An 18,625-nucleotide genomic window follows, 5' to 3' on the forward strand; every position below is an offset into this window, starting at 1 on the left:
CTCGTGCCGAAGTCACGTATCCGCAAGAAGGCCGACTACACGCCGCCGCCGGCGAAGCAGACGACCGCCATCAAGCTGACCAACCGCGCCTGGGTCGCGCCGGTGATGCTGGCCCTGTTCCTCATCGGCCTGGCCTGGATCGTCGTCTTCTACGTCACCGACGGCTCGCTGCCCATCGACGCTCTGGGGAACTGGAACATCGTCGTGGGCTTCGGTTTCATCGCCGCCGGATTCGGCGTCTCCACGCAGTGGAAGTAGGCCCCGGCTCAGCTCTGCCCAGGGCTATCCACTGAGTTATCCACAGGCGTTGTCCACAGTGGGGAAAAGAAAGACGATCTGTGGATAACTCACTGCGGGTTGACGCCGGTGTGACCGAACGACTGCCACCCGAAAGCTTGTTCGCCCCCTGCCTGACCTGCGAAAACACGGGTCAGCGACAGGGGGCACAGATGTTCCCGCACCCTGTGCACAAGATCCGCCACACGCTGTGGACAACGCCTGCTCAGGTGAGCTGTGCAGTCCTCAACAGGGTCAGTCCGACGATGACGGCGAGCATCAGCGCACAGGTGCCGTACTGGACGAGCGAGCGGCGCTCACGCGGGGCGTGGACCATGGCGTAACCGACCACGACACCGGCCACCAGGCCCCCGATGTGGGCCTGCCAGGAGATGTTGGCCCAGGTGAAGGTGAAGATCAGGTTGATCACCAGCAGGGCGATGATCGGCCGCATGTCGTAGTCGAGCCGCCGCATGAGCACGGCGGTCGCGCCGAACAGACCGAAGATGGCGCCGGACGCGCCGAGTGTGGCCGTGGTGGGCGCCCCCAGCAGATACGCGAGGGTGCTGCCCGCGAGGCCGGAGACGAAGTAGAGCGCCAGATAGCGGGCCCGGCCGAGGGCTGCTTCCAGCGGGCCGCCCAGCCACCACAGGCTGAGCATGTTGAAGGCGATGTGCCAGATCTCCTCGTGGGTGAACATCGAGGTGACGAGGCGATACCACTCACCGTCCGCGACGCCCTCCGTGGGCAGGAACGGCGCGGGCGGCCACCGGCCGATCAGCACGAGATCGTTCAGCAGCGACTCGCGGAGGTGGACGGCGATGAACACCGCCACGTTGATGCCGACGAGGATCTTGGTGAGCAGATGGGGGTCGGCCGCGACGGTGCCGCCGGCGAGGGTGCGGGGCATCGCGGCGGTGGGTGCGTGTCCCGTGCCGGAGCCGCTGCGCACGCATTCCGGGCACTGGAAGCCCACCGAGGCGTTGACCATGCACTCGGGGCAGATCGGGCGTTCGCAGCGGGTGCAGCGGATGCCCGTCTCGCGGTCCGGGTGGCGATAGCAGTGAGGGACGCTGTGGGCGTCCTGCGGGCTGCCGGCAGCCTGGTCGTCCATGACATCCCCTCGGTGGTGTGGAAAAGCCCCGCCCCGCCCATCCTTACGGATGAGCGGGGCGATTGGTTCCCTCCGGTGGCTTTCGCACTCCCGGGAGGGAGAGAGGCTCAGCTCTCGGTGATCTCGACCGACTCGATCACGACGTCGTTCACCGGACGATCCGTGCGCGGGTTGGTCTGGGTGGAGGCGATGGTGTCGACGACCTTCTGGCCGGCCGCGTCGGCGACCTCGCCGAAGATGGTGTGCTTGCGGTTCAGCCATGCCGTCGGGGCGACGGTGATGAAGAACTGCGAGCCGTTGGTGCCCGGGCCCGCGTTGGCCATGGCCAGCAGGTAGGGCTTGTCGAAGCGCAGGTCGGGGTGGAACTCGTCCTCGAACTGGTAGCCGGGGCCGCCGGTGCCGTTGCCGAGCGGGTCACCGCCCTGGATCATGAAGCCGCTGATCACCCGGTGGAAGACCGTACCGTCGTAGAGCTTGTCGGTGGTCTTGGCACCGGTCTCCGGGTGGGTCCACTCCCGCTCGCCCTTGGCGAGCTCGACGAAGTTCTTGACCGTCTTCGGCGCCTGGTCCGGGAAGAGCCGAACCTTGATGTCGCCGTGGTTGGTCTTCAGGGTGGCGTAGAGCTGCTCAGCCACGATGTGCCTTCCGTTGTCTTTCCGTGACCCCCTGATCCTCGCACGGACGGCGCCCGCAGTCGCCCGACCTCCGGTCACAGACGGGCAAGCGGGCCGATCCGGTTGCGGAAATCCGGCCGAGTCGTTCCGCGGCGGGGGCGAGAGGCGGCGATCCGTGGCATTGTCGTCGACAAGCTCCTGTTGCCCCGGATTCATCCCCTATTGCACTCGATCACACCGCATCGGCACCCGTATGCCCGACCGCGCATGCCCCGTGGCCGCCCGGCAGGCATGATCCGTAAAAGGGTGGAAAGTCGAAATACCGTACGCCACCGAGGAGGAGGAACCCGTGACCCGCATCGACAGCGTGCGCGCCGCGACCGGTTCGGCGAAGGACAGCGTGCTGCACGCCGCGGAAGTGGTGGCGCCCTACGCCGACACGGCCAAGGTCAGGGCCGCGCACTACGCACACGAGGCACGCGTACGGCTAGCGCCCAAGGTGACGCAGGCCGCAGGGCAGGCCCGCGTCCAGTACGGCACACACGTCCAGCCGTATCTGGAGCAGGCCAGGACGCATGTGCCGCCGAAGGTCGACCTGGCCGCCCAGGAGGCCGCCCTCCGTACGCGCAAGGCCGCGCGTCAGGCGGCGGACTTCTCCCGGCCGAGGATCGAGCAGGCGAGGGCCGCCGCCGGGCCCGCGAAGGACGAGGCCGCCGCGCGCAGTGCGGCCGTGCTGGCCGCACTGCGCGGCCAGGTCTCGGCCAAGCAGATCCAGAAGCTTGTCCGCAAGCAGCAGCGCCGGGCGAAGGCCGGTCGCGCCGCGAAGGTGATCCTGATGCTGGGTGCCGTCGCGGGCGGTGCCTTCGCCGCGTGGAAGTGGTGGGACAAGCAGGCCAACCCCGACTGGCTGGTGGAGCCCCCGGCCCCGACGGACGTCCCGGAGGGCAGCACGCTGACATCCGTGGACGGCAGCGGCCAGTCCACGCTCGACCCCGAGGTCGAGGCCAAGGAGGCCGAGGAGGAGGCCGCCAAGCGCGACGATCAGACGTGACGCGCACCGGCATCAACGGCGCGGCGGGACAGGAGAGTTGAACGCCTCCTCGTCCCGTCGCGCCGTTTCACGTGAAACACGGACGACAAGACCCCTCTCACCGCTTTTCCGCAGGTGGGAGGGGTCTTCTGTGTGGAGCCTAGGGGAGTCGAACCCCTGACATCTGCCATGCAAAGACAGCGCTCTACCAACTGAGCTAAGGCCCCGGAAGGAAAGCGTCCACCCGGAAGAAAGCCGTCCTGGTGGGCGCCGGAGACCAGAGTACCGGGTCACCCCGGGGATTCCGCAAAAAGATTGGGGGTCCCCGTGACCAACCACTCTCCGTAAGATGCTCGGCGTGGTTCGCTACAGCGAACCACAGTTCATGGGGAAGCGATGGGGAGACGCAATGGACGCCGCACAGCAGGAAGCCACCGCAAGAGCGCGGGAACTGCAGCGGAACTGGTACGGGGAGCCACTGGGGGCGCTCTTCCGTAGGCTCATAGACGACCTCGGCCTCAACCAGGCTCGTCTCGCGGGGGTACTGGGACTGTCCGCACCGATGCTTTCGCAGCTGATGAGCGGGCAGCGGGCGAAGATCGGCAATCCGGCCGTGGTCCAGCGGGTGCAGCTGCTGCAGGATCTGGCCCGGCAGGTCGTGGACGGCAGCGTCAGCGCGGCCGAGGCGACCGAGCGGATGGAGGAGATCAAGAAGTCGCAGGGGGGCTCGGTGCTCAGCAACACCACGCAGACGACGAACAGTTCGGGAGCGCCGACGGTCAAGCGGGTGGTCCGCGAGATCCAGTCTCTGCTGCGCTCGGTGGCGGCCGCCGGCGACATCATCGAGGCCGCCGACACCCTCGCCCCCACCCACCCCGAACTGGCAGAGTTCCTCCGGGTCTACGGTGCCGGCCGCACCTCCGACGCGGTGGCGCACTACCAGTCCCACCAGAACTGATCTCTGCGGGGGGCAGCAGAGGGGGATACGGGGGAGTCACAGGGGGAGTCACGGGGGACACCGCAGGGGGAGGAGCGACGCACAGCCATGGGTGAGGTCTTCGCCGGCCGGTACGAGCTGGTCGACCCGATCGGACGCGGCGGCGTCGGTGCCGTCTGGCGCGCCTGGGACCACCGCCGTCGGCGCTATGTGGCCGCCAAGGTCCTCCTCCAGAGCGACGCCCACTCCCTGCTCCGGTTCGTACGCGAGCAGGCCCTGCGTATCGACCATCCCCATGTTCTCGCTCCCACCAGCTGGGCCGCCGACGACGACAAGGTCCTGTTCACCATGGACCTCGTCGCCGGCGGTTCGCTGGTCCACCTGGTCGGGGACTACGGCCCCCTGCCGCCCACGTTCGTCTGCACCCTGCTCGACCAGCTGCTGGCCGGTCTCGCCGCGGTGCACGCGGAGGGCGTGGTGCACCGTGACGTCAAGCCCGCCAATGTGCTCCTGGAGGCCACCGGCACGGGCCGGCCGCGGCTGCGGCTGTCCGACTTCGGCATCGCCATGCGGCTGGGCGAGCCCCGGCTGACCGAGACCAACCTGGTGGTGGGCACGCCCGGCTACATCGCGCCGGAGCAGATGATGGGCTCGGAGCCGGACTTCCCCGCCGATCTGTTCGCCGTGGGACTGGTCGCGCTGTATCTGCTCGAGGGCGCCAAGCCGGACGCCAAGGCGCTCATCCAGCATTTCGCCGAGCACGGGACGCCCGGCGCGCCCCAGGGCATCCCGGAGCCGCTGTGGCAGGTCGTGTCGACCTTGCTGCAACCGGATCCGCCGGCGCGGTTCCGCACGGCCACGGGGGCGCGCAAGGCACTCGCCGCGGCCGCGGAGCTCCTCCCGGAGCCGAGCCCCGACGACGAACTCATCGAGATCTTCGACCAACTCGGCCCCCTGCCGCCGGGGTTCGCGGCGGACGGTCCGGTGAAGAAGGCGTCCGGTGTCCGGCCGAGCCCCGGCAACGGGGTCTCCGGGGACGAGGCAGGGCACGGCGATGCCGCCACCTCTGCCGGGCACACGACCGGCACGGTCTCCGGGCAGCCGGCCATGCCGCAGGAGCCGGCTTCGGCGGGAAGCGGACCCGTGCCGTCGGCCGCCGTCGACCGCGCCACCGGGACGGGGTCCATCGACCCACGCAGGGGCACCGCCTCCCCCACGACGCCCCCCGGCCCGGCTCGGCCGGCCGTACCCGAGCGATTGCCCATCTCTGCGCCGGCCTCCGCGCCGGCACACCCGCCGGGCGGGGCGCGGAGCATGTCGGACACCGGCAGCTTCCACCTGCCGCCGCCGCAGGCCGGCGGTCCCTCCTCCGGCGTTCCGTCCGCCGCGTCGGCTCCAGCCCAGCCCGGCACACCACAGCCACACGTTCAGCCGGAGGCACAGCCACAGCCACCAGCAACGCCCCCCGAGCCCGACGCAGCCCCTCACCCGGCGGCGGCCCATTCCGCCTACGTCTCCCCCCACGATCCGACTCACCCCCTGCGCTCCCCCCTGCCGCATCCGCCGGCGTATCCCGTCTCGGCCCGGCTCCAGCCCGCCGAGACCTCTACTGCTGAATACACCGCCGAGGCCCCGCAGGTTCCGCCTCCCGGCGAGTCGATCTCGCGTCGGCGAGCGACCACCCACCGCCGTAGCCGCAGGGGCCCGCAGGCGAAGGTGGCGGTCCCCCTCCTGCTCCTGGCCCTGGCCTGCTACGCCGTGGGGTTCTGGGCGCTCACCCAGATCTGAGCACCTCCGGGACGAGGCCGCCGACCGCGCTACGCAGCACCCTGCCGCCGGGCCACCACCGTCCACACGCCGAGCCCGATCAGCAGCGCGCTCCCGGTACCGATGCCGCCCACGGCGAGCGCCTTCATGGCGGAGTCGTCGCCCGTCTCCGTCCCCTCGCTCGCCGCATCCCGGTCCTGGTCCGTCACCGTGAAGATGCCCGGCGGCACGGATCGCCCCTGGTAGCCCGGCCCGTCCTGTCGCTCACCGCTCAGCCGGACCCGCAGGGTCAGCGGGACCGGCTCGTCGCCGAACTCGTCCGCCACCTCCGCCGTGAGGTGGGCGACGAGGTAGTACGAGCCGGCGAACCGCATCCCGTCCGCCCGGCTGCCGGCGGCTTGGCGATTGCCGTAGGTGACGGGCGGCAGGGGAGCGAGGCCGTCCGACTCCTGGCTGCCGTCGTAGCCGACGCCGAGGTCGGTGACATATCCGCGCACGGGGTTGTAGAGGTCCAGGTCCAGGGCCGCGGCGACATAACCGGTGGTGTCGGGCTCGGTGCCGCCCAGCTCGGCGGTGACGTGGAGCTGCTGCCCCCAGTCGACGGGCACCCGGTAGAAGAGGGTCCGGCCGGGCCGGATGTCGTCCCGCCAGACTCCCTCCCCCACCAGAGTGGCCCGCGTGAATCCCGCTCCGCCCGGGCGCCGTACGGCCTTCCCCTCGACGGGCTCGGGGGTCGCGGAGTTCCACGCCTCGGGCGCGCTCGTCGCCGCGCTGTCGTCCAGTGGCGGCTCCGAGACCGCGACGAGCTCCAGCCCCCAGGGCTCGGGGGAGGCTCCCCCTGCGTCCGCACCGGCGCGCTCGACGGTCACGTAGTACGTCCCGGCGTCCTTGCACACGGACCTCCGGGGGGAGATCTCCCGTACGGTCCAGGCGGCGACAGGGTGCGTGCTGCGGCCGGCGCCGAACGTCGCCGTGTTCGCATCGCAGGAACGGCCGTCGCCGTCCTCCAGGGTCACCTTGACGCCGTCGACGGCGGAGGCGGTGACGCCCGCGGGAGGAACGGCGGTGGCGGAGACGTACGTGGTCGAGGTGGCGTCCAGTTCCAGGCGGTAATGGGCCTTGCCGCTCGGCGGAAGGGTGCTCCGGTAGCTCCGGCCCGCCTCGAGGAGCACGGCGTCGGCGGTGCTCAGGGCACCCTCGACACGCTGGGACTCCTCGGCGAAGGCATAGGGGCCGGGCGTCTCGGACACCCCGGAGAGCGCCCTCGCACCACCCCCGGTGCCGGATGGGCCGGACGAGCCGGACGGTACGGCCGCTGTGACGGCGTGGGCATGCGGACCCGGCAGCACCAGCCCGGCCATCGTGCCCCACGCGACCAGGACCGCGAGCGTCGCCGCACCCACCCGCGCGGGAGCCGACGTAAGGCCGCGCCCCGCCGAGGTACGGCCGCGCCCCGCCCACGTAAGGCCGCGCCCCGCCGGCGGACGGCTCCACCCCGGCCGAGCGCGCCCCCACGCCGTACACCGCCGTCCCTTCACGCGCCACCCCTCGTCATTGCCCGCGTGTCCTCACGCGCCCGTCGACTTCGCCCGCACGTCGCGCCGCGGCCCATCCTGCCCCGCCCGCAAGGGCCGTCGGCAAGGCCCACCACACACAAAACCCCGACCGCGCAAGCGGCCGGGGTCTGTCTCAGCTGTCTCAGCTGTGGCTGTCGGTACTCACGAACCCGTGGGCACGGAGTCAGTCGCCTCCGTCCACAGATCCTGCTCGGCGCGATCCGCCTGGATCTGGCGGTACACGAGGAGCCCGCCGATGGCGGCCAGTGCGACCAGGAGAAGCTTCTTCACCGCGCGACCTCGTCTTTCCTTGACGTAGGGGACCTCTGGCGCCCGACTATACACACCGACCGATACCGATCGGTGACCTGCGTCGGCCGTCAACTCCCGTCCGGCACGGCGCAGTAGAAGCGGAGCGCTCCAGTCCGATCGGACGGTGATCACACCCTCACAGAGCGTTGTTTTGGCCGCTTTCCTCCACTCTTCTCCCTTTTTCAGCGCTCTTGCGGCCATCCGGGTGGTGTTCATCTGAACATCCACGCGCCACGGGCGTCGGTCCACCACTTCGCGGCCCTCATACACATCATGAGGAAAGTACGCAAATCGCCCGACCCGAAAGTGAGGGGACCATGGCCAGGAACAAGGTCATGAAGCTCTGGACCGTCGTCGTCACCGCCTTCCTCGCGCTGTGCACGGCGCTCGGACTCGTCACCACGACGGCCTCCGCGGCCGTACCGCAGGCCGAGACGACGCGCAACCGCGAGAGCGCCGCGGACAAGACCGCGCCGACGGTGGCCCTCAGGCCCTGGTCCCGGCCCAGCGCCCTGCCCCCCACGATGAAGCAACGCATCCACGCCGAGGCCCACGGCAAGTCCCCCAGCTGCCGCCACCTCCCCCTCGCCGACACAGCCGCGGATCCACTGACCTGCCTCCTCGACACGACATCCCCGTCGGAACCCCGCACAGGCAACACGCCGCTCCAGCGCTGATCCCCAGGCCACACCCCCGCCTGCGTGCCGTACCGGCCTCAAGAAGTCCCGGCGAACTTGCGTACAGCCTCACGGCACGCACAGGCCCGGCAGCTCGAACAGAGCAGCCGGGCCTTCGTCGCGCGTCCGCTTCAGCCGCGCGACAACCTGATAAGACCGCTCGGGCGTCCGCCTCGCGGTCTGGCCTCGTCCCGACCCGCGCTATGCCGGGCCCTGAGGAAGCCGACGTAGCGCTGATGTCTGCCGTGGATGTCAAAGACCCCCAGCCGGTATCGACTGGGGGTCTTCTCGCTGTGGGGCTAACAGGATTTGAACCTGTGGCCTCATCCTTATCAGGGATGCGCTCTAACCAACTGAGCTATAGCCCCGCCGCGCTCTGCGGTGTATGTCCCGCGCGCTGACTCCTGAAGATTAGCGCACGACCGGGGCAGTCCCAAAATCGGTTGTCCGGGGACCGCCGGAGGGGGCCGCCAGGAGCCGCGGCCGACGAATCCCGCAGCGAATCCCGCCGCTCTACTCGTCCTCGGCCAGCGTCAGCTCGACGCCGCCCACGAAGCCCGCGGAGAGGTTGTAGATGAACGCGCCGAGCGTCGCCAGAGCCGTCGCCAGGACGACGTCGATGACCGCGATGATCGTCGTGAACAGCAGCACGTTCGGCAGCGACAGGAAGGACTGCAGGTCGAAGCCGTTCGACTCGTTGGAGCCGGTCGCCTCGGAGATCGTGCCGCCGACCGACGAGAAGACGCCCATCGCGTCCATGACCATCCACAGCACCGCGGACGCGACGATCGTGCAGATGCCGAGCGCGATGGACAGCAGGAAGCTGACCTTCATGACCGACCACGGGTCGGCCTTCGCCACCCGCAGGCGGGCCTTGCGTACGCGCGGGGTGGTGCGCGCCCCCGTGCGCGGCCGCCGTACCGCGCCGGCCGGGCCTCCTGCCGTGCCCGCGGCGGCTGCTGCCGCGCCGGGCTGCGCCTGGTAGGCCTGCGGCGGGTGGTACGGCGCCGCCTGCTGCTGCGGCTGCCGCTCCCCGGGCAGCGGTGAGGCCGTCTGAGCGGCGGCGCCCTGTTCCGGCGCGGCCTGCTGCGGGCCTCGGGTGTCCGTCACCGTTCCCCCCTGGGATCCATGTGGCTGGGACGAGAACGAGTCCTTGGCCGACGCCTTCACCGGCTTCAGATTGGTCGTCTGCGGATCGGCCGCGGGCGCGGCGGAGCCACGGCCACCGCCGTCCGTTCCCCTACTGGTACCGGTCGGTCCGGCGCCCGTGGCTCCGCTCACGCTGACTCACTCCTCGTGCTACTCGGCCGAGGGCGCCTCGCCCTCGTCCGTGCCGGTGGTCTCGGCACCCTCGGCGTTCTCGTCGACGACCACGTCGGCGTCGACTTCCTCCGCCTCGCGTCCCGCCTCGGCGTTCCGGGCGATGCCGACCACGGCATCGCGCTTGCCCAGATTGATCAGTTGAACGCCCATGGTGTCACGGCCGGTTTCCCTGATCTCGTTGACTCGCGTGCGAATCACACCGCCCGACAGCGTGATGGCGAGGATCTCGTCGGTCTCCTCGACCACCAGCGCGCCGACGAGCGATCCACGGTCCTCGACGATCTTGGCGGCCTTGATGCCGAGGCCGCCGCGGCCCTGGACGCGGTACTCGTCGACAGCGGTCCGCTTCGCGTACCCGCCGTCTGTGGCAGTGAACACGAACGTACCGGGTCGAACAACATTCATCGAGAGCAGCTCGTCTCCCTCACGGAAACTCATGCCCTTGACGCCCGAGGTCGCACGGCCCATGGGCCGCAGCGTGTCGTCCGACGCGGTGAACCTGATCGACTGCGCCTTCTTGCTGATCAGCAGCAGATCGTCGTCGGCCGATACGAGTTCGGCACCGATCAGTTCGTCGTCGGTTCCGTCCTCGCGCTCGCGCAGGTTGATCGCGATCACGCCACCCGAGCGCGGGGAGTCGTAGTCCTTCAGCGAGGTCTTCTTGACCAGACCGCCCTTGGTGGCCAGGACCAGGTAGGGCGCTGCGTCGTAGTCGCGGATCGCGAAGATCTCGGCGATCGTCTCGTCGGGCTGGAAGGCCAGCAGGTTCGCGACGTGCTGCCCGCGTGCGTCCCGGCCGGCGTCGGGCAGTTCGTAGCCCTTGACGCGGTAGACGCGGCCCTTGTTGGTGAAGAACAGCAGCCAGCGGTGGGTCGTCGAGACGAAGAAGTGGTCGACGATGTCGTCTTCCTTCAGCTTCGCCCCGCGTACGCCCTTGCCTCCGCGCTTCTGTGCCCGGTAGTCGTCGGTCTTGGTGCGCTTGATGTAGCCGCCGCGCGTGACCGTGACGACGATGTCCTCCTCGGCGATCAGGTCCTCGATGGACATGTCGCCCTCGTAGGGGATCAGCTTCGTCTTGCGGTCGTCGCCGTACTTCTCGACGATCGCGGCCAGCTCCTGGCTGACGATGCCGCGCTGACGGACCGGGGACGACAGGATCTCGTTGTACTCGCGGATCCTCGCCTGGAGTTCGTCGTGCTCCTGGACGATCTTCTGGCGCTCCAGTGCGGCCAGGCGGCGGAGCTGCATCTCCAGGATCGCGTTGGCCTGGATCTCGTCGATGTCCAGGAGGTCCATCAGGCCGCCGCGGGCGATCTCGACGGTGTCGCTGCGCCGGATCAGCGCGATGACGTCGTCGATGGCGTCCAGGGCCTTGAGCAGACCGCGCAGGATGTGGGCGCGCTCCTCGGCCTTGCGCAGCCGGAAGCGGGTCCGGCGGACGATGACCTCGATCTGGTGGTTCACCCAGTGGCGGATGAACGCGTCGAGGGACAGGGTGCGCGGCACCCCGTCGACCAGCGCCAGCATGTTGGCGCCGAAGTTGGTCTGCAGGTCGGTGTGCTTGTACAGGTTGTTCAGCACGACCTTGGCGACCGCGTCACGCTTCAGCACGATGACCAGTCGCTGACCGGTGCGCGAGGAGGTCTCGTCGCGGACGTCCGCGATGCCGCCGATCTTGCCGTCCTTCACCAGGTCGGCGATCTTCTGCGCGAGGTTGTCCGGGTTGACCTGGTAGGGCAGCTCCGTGACGACCAGGCACTGGCGGTTCTGGATCTCCTCGACCTCGACCACCGCGCGCATGGTGATCGAGCCGCGGCCGGTGCGGTACGCCTCCTCGATGCCCTTGCGGCCCACGACGAGCGCGCCGGTCGGGAAGTCGGGGCCCTTGATGCGCTCGATCAGCGCGTCGAGGAGCTCCTCGTGGGAGGCCTCCGGGTTCTCCAGGTACCACTGGGCGCCGGCCGCCACCTCGCGCAGGTTGTGCGGCGGGATGTTGGTCGCCATGCCGACCGCGATACCGGCCGAGCCGTTGATCAGCAGGTTCGGGAAGCGGGCGGGCAGGACGGTCGGCTCCTGGGAGCGGCCGTCGTAGTTGTCCGTGAAGTCGACGGTCTCCTCGTCGATGTCACGGACCATCTCCATCGACAGCGGCGCCATCTTGCACTCGGTGTAGCGCATCGCCGCCGCCGGGTCGTTGCCCGGGGAGCCGAAGTTGCCGTTGGAGTCCACCAGCGGCATCCGCATCGACCACGGCTGCGCGAGGCGGACCAGCGCGTCGTAGATCGAGGAGTCGCCGTGCGGGTGGTAGTTGCCCATGACGTCGCCGACGACGCGGGCGCACTTGTAGAAGCCGCGCTCGGGGCGGTAGCCGCCGTCGTACATCGCGTACAGCACGCGGCGGTGGACGGGCTTGAGGCCGTCCCGGACGTCCGGCAGCGCTCGGGAGACGATGACGGACATCGCGTAGTCGAGGTACGAGCGCTGCATCTCCGTCTCGAGCCCGACGGGCTCGACACGCATGGCCAGGGCTTCACCCTCGGGCGTCGTCACAGGGGTGTTCTCGTCGGTCATTGCTGGTGAAGGTCCTTCCAGGTGCGGTCAGCTGAGACCGACTCAGATGTCGAGGAAACGGACGTCCTTGGCGTTGCGCTGGATGAACGCGCGGCGGGCCTCGACGTCCTCGCCCATCAGCACCGAGAACAGGTCGTCGGCCTGGGCGGCGTCGTCGAGGGTGACCTGGCCGAGGACGCGGTGCTCCTGGTCCATCGTCGTGATGCGCAGTTCCTCGGCGTTCATCTCGCCGAGACCCTTGAAGCGCTGCACCGAGTCCTCGCGGATGCGCTTGCCCGCCTGGCGGCCCATCTCGATCAGCGCGTCGCGCTCGCGGTCGGAGTACGCGTACTCGAAGTCGTCCTTGCCCCACTTGATCTTGTAGAGCGGCGGGCGGGACAGGTACACGTGCCCGGCCTCGACCAGCGGCCGCATGAAGCGGAACAGGAAGGTCAGCAGCAGGGTGTTGATGTGCTGGCCGTCCACATCGGCGTCCGCCATCAGGATGATCTTGTGGTAGCGGAGCTTCTCGATGTCGAAGTCCTCGTGCACGCCGGTGCCGAACGCGGAGATCATCGCCTGGATCTCCTGGTTCTGCAGGATCCGGTCGATGCGCGCCTTCTCGACGTTGAGGATCTTGCCGCGGATCGGGAGGATCGCCTGGTACTCCGGGTTGCGGCCGGACTTGGCCGAGCCGCCGGCGGAGTCACCCTCGACGATGAAGATCTCGCACTTGGTGGGGTCGTTCGACTGGCAGTCGGAGAGCTTGCCCGGCAGGGACGCGGTCTCCAGCAGGCCCTTGCGGCGGGTGAGGTCACGGGCCTTGCGGGCCGCCACCCGCGCGGTGGCCGCCTGGATGCCCTTGCGGACGATGTCCGCGGCCTCGTTCGGATTGCGGTCCAGCCAGTCGTTGAGGTGCTCGTAGACCGCCTTCTGGACGAAGGTCTTGGCCTCCGTGTTGCCCAGCTTGGTCTTGGTCTGGCCCTCGAACTGAGGCTCGCTAAGCTTGACCGAGATGATCGCCGTCAGGCCCTCGCGGATGTCGTCACCCGTGAGGTTGTCGTCCTTCTCGCGCAGCAGCTTCTTGTCACGCGCGTACTTGTTGATCAGCGAGGTCAGCGCGGCGCGGAAGCCCTCTTCGTGCGTACCGCCCTCATGGGTGTGGATGATGTTGGCGAAGGAGTACACGCCCTCGCTGTAGCCGCTGTTCCACTGCATGGCGACCTCGAGGGACAGGCTCTTGTCCTTGTCCTCGGCCTCCAGCGACACCACGGTGGGGTGCACCGCGTCTCCCTTGCGGGAGTTGAGGTACTTCACGAAGTCGACGATGCCGCCCTCGTAGTGGTACGTGACGGTCTTCGCCTCGTCCTTCTCGTCCGCGCCCGCCTCGTCCGCGCCGGCCGTGGCCTTCGCCGACTCGCGCTCGTCGGTGAGGTTGATGCGCAGGCCCTTGTTGAGGAAGGCCATCTCCTGGAAGCGCCGGGAGAGCGTCTCGAACGAGTATTCGGTCGACTCGAAGATGTCGGGGTCGGCCCAGAAGGTCACCGAGGTACCGGTCTCCTCGGTGGCCTCGTGTTTGGCGAGCGGCGCCGTGGGGACGCCCATCTTGTATTCCTGCGTCCAGCGGTGACCGTCCGTCTTGACCTCGACGGACACCTTGGTCGACAGGGCGTTCACGACGGAGACACCGACGCCGTGCAGACCACCGGAGACGGCGTATCCGCCGCCGCCGAACTTGCCGCCGGCGTGCAGCACGGTGAGCACGACCTCGACGGCCGGCTTGCCCTCGGAGGGGACGATGCCCACGGGGATGCCACGGCCGTTGTCGACGACGCGCACGCCGCCGTCGGCGAGGATCGTCACGTCGATGGTGTCCGCGTACCCGGCCAGCGCCTCGTCGACGGAGTTGTCGACGACCTCGTACACGAGGTGGTGCAGGCCGCGCTCACCGGTCGAGCCGATGTACATACCGGGTCGCTTGCGGACCGCGTCCAGACCCTCGAGGACGGTGATGGCGCTCGCGTCGTACGAGGCCGCTGCCTCGCCGCCGGCCGTGTCGGCCGGGATCGCGCCTTCGTCGGTGGACGGGATGTTCTCGTTGGGGTTGCCGGAATCGGCCACGAAGCGCCCTTTCTGGCACAGCACGAGCCGGGCTCGTCGGCGGTCGCCGGAGCGGCTGCGGCATGTTGCGTTGGTAAGCCTTGATCAGCGTTGCTCAGCTTTTCCCGGACGGTCCCCTCGATCGGGGCGGGATTGTCTTCCAGTCTACCGGTAGCGCTGACATCGATGGGGGTTTGGCGGTCCCTGAGTCCTCATGTGCCGCCCTGAATCGGCCCTGCCCGACTCCCGATATGCGGATGGGGGCTCCAAGAGGCTCACGAGGGCACTCAGCGCTTCCGGCCGTCAACCCTTGGCTACTTAGGAGTCAGGTGGCGATTCGTCACCCTCTCCGGGGGTACGCCGAGCCGCCCGCGGGCCCCTCGAACAGGCAGCTGAGAACCAGTGTTGTGATGTCAGTCACTTGTTGCCGAAGAGCCGGAAAACGGGCCCGGGTCACCCGTACGTGTCGCCGGGGCCGGTGCTTCCGGGCGCTCGCAGGGGGCCGTAGCGGCGGGCGGGACCGCCCGGGCCGTTGACCTTGATCAGCCGTACCGTGCCGTGCCCGAGGTCCTCGTTGAGCCGGGCGACCAGGGTGGGCGCGAGCAGCCGCAGATTCGTCGCCCATGCCGTGGAGTCGCAGCGGACGACCAGCACCCGCTCGTCCTCGTCGTACCGCTCGGGCTCGCAGTGCTTGGCCACGTCCTCGCCGACGATCTCCGGCCAGCGGCCCATCACGCCGCCCACCGCGGCCGGTGCCTCCCAGCCGCGCTCCGCGATCAGCCGGTTGATCGCCGGGCCCAGCGGCATCGGGTCACGCCGGTCGGCGCGCGCCCCGGAGCGCAGGCCGCCGCCGCGCCGCGCCTGCTTCTTCTGCTGCGCCACGTCCCCACGCGCGCGTGCCGCCTCCCTGGCCGCGCGCAGCGCCACGCGGGCTAGGTCGACCCCGGAGGGCTCGGGTGCCTTGCCGGGACCGCTCGGGGGCGTCTCGGGCTCGCTCATACGCGTTCCACCGTCCCCTCCGCCACGGCGAACCGCGCCCCCGCCAGCACATGGGGTACGTCGTCGTCGACGGCCGCGGTCACCAGGACCTGCTCGCCGGGCGCCACCAGCTCGGCGAGGCGTTCGCGGCGGCGGGTGTCCAGCTCGGCGAAGACGTCGTCGAGCACCAGCACCGGCTCGTTGCCCTCGGCGCGCAGCAGATCGTAGGAGGCCAGGCGCAGCGCCAGGGCGTACGACCAGGACTCGCCGTGGGAGGCGTAGCCCTTGGCGGGCAGCTGACCGAGTTTGAGCAGCAGATCGTCCCGGTGGGGGCCGACGAGGGTCACGCCCCGCTCGATCTCCTGCTTGCGGGACTCGGCGAGGGCGGCCAGCAGCTGCTCGAACAGGTCCTCGCGCGTGTGCGCCTCGCCGGGCGCGGACGCCTTGTACTCCAGGGCGACCGGTCCGCCGCCGGGCGCCAGCTGCTCGTACGCCTTGTCGGCCAGCGGCTGCACCGCGGCGATCAGATCCAGGCGCTGGGCGAGCAGTTCGGCGCCCGCACGCGCGAGATGCTGGTCCCAGACGTCGAGGGTGGACAGGTCCATGGTGCGACCGCCGTGCCGACGGGCCAGCGCGGCCGACTTCAGCAGGGTGTTGCGCTGCTTGAGCACCCGCTCGTAGTCGGAGCGGACACCGGCCATGCGCGGAGAGCGGGCGGTGATCAGCTCGTCCAGGAAGCGGCGCCGCTCACCGGGGTCCCCCTTGACCAGGGCCAGGTCCTCGGGCGCGAACAGGACCGTGCGCACGATGCCGAGGATGTCACGGGGCCTGACCTGCGAGGACCTGTTGATACGGGCGCGGTTGGCCCGGCCCGGGTTCAGCTCCAGCTCCACCAGCTGCTGCCGCTCGCCCTGGCGCACCTGCGCCCGGATGATCGCGCGGTCGGCGCCCATGCGGACCAGCGGGGCGTCCGAGGAGACCCGGTGACTGCCGAGCGTGGCGAGATAGCCGACCGCCTCGACCAGGTTCGTCTTGCCCTGTCCGTTCGGCCCGACGAACGCCGTGACCCCCGGGTCGAGCGGGACCTCGACCCGGGGATACGAGCGGAAGTCGGCCAGCGACAGATGCGTGACGTGCATGGTCGTTCGCCGACCTCCCCGGTGCTTGTCGTGCTTGCTTACTTCTTCTCGACCGCGTGGCCGCCGAACTGGTTGCGCAGCGCCGCGATCATCTTCATCTGCGGCGAGTCCTCCTGACGCGAGGCGAACCGCGCGAACAGCGAGGCGGTGATCGCCGGCAGCGGGACCGCGTTGTCGATGGCGGCCTCCACAGTCCAGCGTCCCTCACCGGAGTCCTGTGCATAACCCCGGAGCCCGTCCAGGTGCTCGTCCTCGTCGAGGGCGTTCACCGCGAGGTCCAGCAGCCAGGAGCGGATGACCGTGCCCTCCTGCCAGGAGCGGAAGACCTCCCGGACGTCGGTCACGGAGTCGACCTTCTCGAGCAGCTCCCAGCCCTCGGCGTAGGCCTGCATCATCGCGTACTCGATGCCGTTGTGGACCATCTTCGCGAAGTGGCCCGCGCCGACCTTGCCGGCGTGCACCGAGCCGAAGTCGCCCTCCGGCTTGAGCGCGTCGAAGATCGGCTGCACCTTGGCGACGTGCTCCTTGTCGCCGCCGTACATCAGCGCGTAGCCGTTCTCCAGGCCCCAGACGCCGCCGGAGACACCGCAGTCGACGAAGCCTATGCCCTTGGCAGCCAGCTCCTCGGCGTGCTTCTCGTCGTCCGTCCAGCGCGAGTTGCCGCCGTCCACGACGACGTCGCCGGGCTCCAGCAGCTCGGCGAGTTCGTCGATGGTGGACTGGGTGGGCTCGCCGGCCGGGACCATCACCCACACCACCCGCGGGGCCTCGAGCTTGCCCACAAGCTCCTGGAGGCTGTGGACATCGGCGAGGTCCGGGTTGCGGTCGTATCCGTGGACGGTGTGGCCCGCGCGGCGGATCCGCTCGCGCATGTTGCCGCCCATCTTGCCGAGGCCGACGAGACCGAGCTCCATCAGTTGTGTTCCTTAGGTTGCGACGTGACGTGGCGGCACGGGTGTGCCGCGGCACTGACGTACCGCCCCGAGCCTAAACCCGGACTCTCACGCACATCTGTGGGCATACGCGCTCATACGCACACGCCCTCACCTGGGGGTTTTCCTCCACACCTGTGGACAACCGGACGCCGGCGCGCCCCGGGGGCCGACCTCAGCCGCTCAGCCGCACCGGCATGATCAGGTACTTGTAGGCCTCGTCCGCCTCCGCGTCCACCGCCGGCCGGCCGCTGAGCAGCGCGGGCTTGGTGGACGTGGTGAACGACAGCTGGGCCACCGGCGAGTCGATGGCGCTCAGGCCGTCCAGCAGGAACGTCGGGTTGAAGGCGATCGAGATGTCGTCGCCCTCCAGCTGGGCGTCGACCCTTTCCACAGCCTGTGCGTCGTCGCTGGAACCGGCCTCCAGGATGAGCACGCCCTGCTCGAAGCTCAGCCGCACCGGGGTGTTGCGCTCGGCGACCAGCGCCACACGCTTGACGGCCTCCACGAAGGGGGCGGTCTCGATCACGGCGACGCTGTTGAACTCCGTCGGGAACAGCGTGCGGTACTTCGGGAGGTCGCCCTCCAGCAGGCGGGTCGTGGTCCGGCGGCCGGCGCCCTCGAAACCGATCAGGCCCTCGCCCGCACCCGAGCCGGACAGCGCCAGGATCACCTGGTCACCGCTGGTCAGCGCCTTGGCGGTGTCCAGGAGCGTCTTGGCGGGCACCAGGGCGACGGCGGACGCGTCCGGGTTCTCCGGCTTCCACAGGAACTCGCGGACCGCGAAGCGGTAGCGGTCGGTGGAGGCGAGGGTCACGGTGTCGCCCTCGATCTCGATGCGCACACCGGTGAGGACGGGCAGCGTGTCGTCCCGGCCGGCCGCGATGGCGACCTGCTGCACCGCGGAGGAGAAGACCTCGCCGGGGACCGTGCCCGTCGCGTTCGGCATCTGCGGCAGGGCCGGGTACTCCTCCACAGGCAGGGTGTGGAGTGTGAACCGGGAGGAGCCGCAGACCACGGTCGCTCGTACACCGTCTGTGGAAATCTCCACCGGCCGGTTGGGGAGGGCCCGCGAGATGTCGGCGAGCAGACGGCCGGAGACCAGGACCGTGCCCTCCTCCTCGACCTCCGCCTCGACGGACACCCGCGCGGAGACCTCGTAGTCGAAGCTGGACAGGCTCAGCTGGCCGTCCTCCGCCTTCAGCAGAAGGCCGGCGAGGACAGGCGCCGGCGGACGGGCCGGGAGGCTGCGTGCCGCCCAGGCCACTGCCTCCGCGAGTACGTCGCGTTCCACCCGGATCTTCACTGTTGCCGCCTCCT

Annotated in this window: 16 protein-coding genes and 2 tRNA genes; 5 read left to right on the forward strand and 13 right to left on the reverse strand. The window is 69.7% G+C overall.

Annotated features, from left to right (window positions below):
• The first annotated feature begins 3 nt into the window (after positions 1-3).
• On the forward strand, positions 4-258 hold the full coding sequence (gene crgA / locus AB0412_RS15440) for a cell division protein CrgA (RefSeq protein ID WP_053635432.1): 255 nt from the start codon (positions 4-6) through the stop codon (positions 256-258).
• Positions 259-502: 244 nt separating this feature from the next.
• Here the strand turns inward: crgA and AB0412_RS15445 are convergent, their stop codons facing one another.
• Both AB0412_RS15445 and AB0412_RS15450 read right to left on the reverse strand, forming a co-directional pair.
• Entirely contained in the window at positions 503-1,390 is an 888-nt protein-coding gene (locus AB0412_RS15445) for a rhomboid family intramembrane serine protease (protein ID WP_366403065.1), read from the reverse strand.
• A gap of 107 nt (positions 1,391-1,497) precedes the next feature.
• Positions 1,498-2,025, reverse strand: a complete 528-nt coding sequence (locus AB0412_RS15450) for a peptidylprolyl isomerase (RefSeq protein WP_366403066.1) — start codon at positions 2,023-2,025, stop codon at positions 1,498-1,500.
• 328 nt (positions 2,026-2,353) lie between these two features.
• On the opposite strand from AB0412_RS15450, the gene AB0412_RS15455 reads away from it, so the two are divergent.
• Positions 2,354-3,055: a DUF5324 family protein gene (locus AB0412_RS15455; RefSeq protein ID WP_366403067.1), complete on the forward strand. Its 702-nt coding sequence runs from the start codon at positions 2,354-2,356 to the stop codon at positions 3,053-3,055.
• 133 nt (positions 3,056-3,188) lie between these two features.
• On the opposite strand, the gene AB0412_RS15460 is transcribed toward AB0412_RS15455, so the two are convergent.
• Positions 3,189-3,261, reverse strand: a tRNA-Ala gene (locus AB0412_RS15460).
• Between the two features lie 182 nt (positions 3,262-3,443).
• Between AB0412_RS15460 and AB0412_RS15465 the strand changes: the two genes are divergently transcribed.
• Positions 3,444-3,992: a DNA-binding protein gene (locus AB0412_RS15465; protein WP_366403068.1), complete on the forward strand. Its 549-nt coding sequence runs from the start codon at positions 3,444-3,446 to the stop codon at positions 3,990-3,992.
• Positions 3,993-4,079: 87 nt separating this feature from the next.
• The gene (locus AB0412_RS15470; protein WP_366403069.1) at positions 4,080-5,759 is read left to right on the forward strand and encodes a protein kinase; all 1,680 of its coding nucleotides are present in this window, start codon (positions 4,080-4,082) and stop codon (positions 5,757-5,759) included.
• A 29-nt stretch (positions 5,760-5,788) separates the two neighbouring features.
• Here AB0412_RS15470 and AB0412_RS15475 read toward each other — a convergent pair whose 3' ends face one another.
• Both AB0412_RS15475 and AB0412_RS15480 read right to left on the reverse strand, forming a co-directional pair.
• Complete coding sequence (locus tag AB0412_RS15475) at positions 5,789-7,099, reverse strand: hypothetical protein (protein WP_366403191.1); 1,311 nt, start codon at positions 7,097-7,099, stop codon at positions 5,789-5,791.
• A 357-nt stretch (positions 7,100-7,456) separates the two neighbouring features.
• Entirely contained in the window at positions 7,457-7,585 is a 129-nt protein-coding gene (locus AB0412_RS15480; RefSeq protein ID WP_003999697.1) for a DLW-39 family protein, read from the reverse strand.
• A 338-nt stretch (positions 7,586-7,923) separates the two neighbouring features.
• On the opposite strand from AB0412_RS15480, the gene AB0412_RS15485 reads away from it, so the two are divergent.
• A complete protein-coding gene (locus AB0412_RS15485) occupies positions 7,924-8,283 on the forward strand; it encodes a DUF6344 domain-containing protein (RefSeq protein ID WP_366403070.1) in 360 nt (119 codons plus the stop codon).
• 294 nt (positions 8,284-8,577) lie between these two features.
• On the opposite strand, the gene AB0412_RS15490 is transcribed toward AB0412_RS15485, so the two are convergent.
• The 8 genes from AB0412_RS15490 to dnaN form a co-directional block, all read right to left on the reverse strand.
• A tRNA-Ile gene (locus AB0412_RS15490) sits at positions 8,578-8,651 on the reverse strand.
• 145 nt (positions 8,652-8,796) lie between these two features.
• On the reverse strand, positions 8,797-9,564 hold the full coding sequence (locus AB0412_RS15495) for a DUF3566 domain-containing protein (RefSeq protein WP_366403071.1): 768 nt from the start codon (positions 9,562-9,564) through the stop codon (positions 8,797-8,799).
• Positions 9,565-9,582: 18 nt separating this feature from the next.
• The gene (gyrA, locus tag AB0412_RS15500) at positions 9,583-12,177 is read right to left on the reverse strand and encodes a DNA gyrase subunit A (protein WP_366403072.1); all 2,595 of its coding nucleotides are present in this window, start codon (positions 12,175-12,177) and stop codon (positions 9,583-9,585) included.
• Between the two features lie 42 nt (positions 12,178-12,219).
• Positions 12,220-14,277, reverse strand: coding sequence for a DNA topoisomerase (ATP-hydrolyzing) subunit B (gyrB, locus tag AB0412_RS15505; RefSeq protein WP_366403073.1), 2,058 nt, complete (start codon positions 14,275-14,277; stop codon positions 12,220-12,222).
• Between the two features lie 432 nt (positions 14,278-14,709).
• The gene (locus tag AB0412_RS15510) at positions 14,710-15,255 is read right to left on the reverse strand and encodes a DciA family protein (protein WP_366403074.1); all 546 of its coding nucleotides are present in this window, start codon (positions 15,253-15,255) and stop codon (positions 14,710-14,712) included.
• Entirely contained in the window at positions 15,252-16,373 is a 1,122-nt protein-coding gene (recF, locus tag AB0412_RS15515) for a DNA replication/repair protein RecF (protein ID WP_366403075.1), read from the reverse strand. The genes AB0412_RS15510 and recF overlap by 4 nt, the downstream gene beginning before the upstream one ends.
• A gap of 38 nt (positions 16,374-16,411) precedes the next feature.
• Positions 16,412-17,287, reverse strand: a complete 876-nt coding sequence (gnd, locus tag AB0412_RS15520) for a phosphogluconate dehydrogenase (NAD(+)-dependent, decarboxylating) (RefSeq protein WP_366403076.1) — start codon at positions 17,285-17,287, stop codon at positions 16,412-16,414.
• 193 nt (positions 17,288-17,480) lie between these two features.
• Positions 17,481-18,611 (reverse strand): DNA polymerase III subunit beta, encoded by a 1,131-nt coding sequence (gene dnaN, locus AB0412_RS15525; protein WP_004985918.1) that lies wholly within the window; start codon positions 18,609-18,611, stop codon positions 17,481-17,483.
• Between the last annotated feature and the right edge of the window lie 14 nt (positions 18,612-18,625).

The organism is Streptomyces sp. NPDC052012 (assembly GCF_040689265.1).
Lineage (GTDB): Bacteria > Actinomycetota > Actinomycetes > Streptomycetales > Streptomycetaceae > Streptomyces.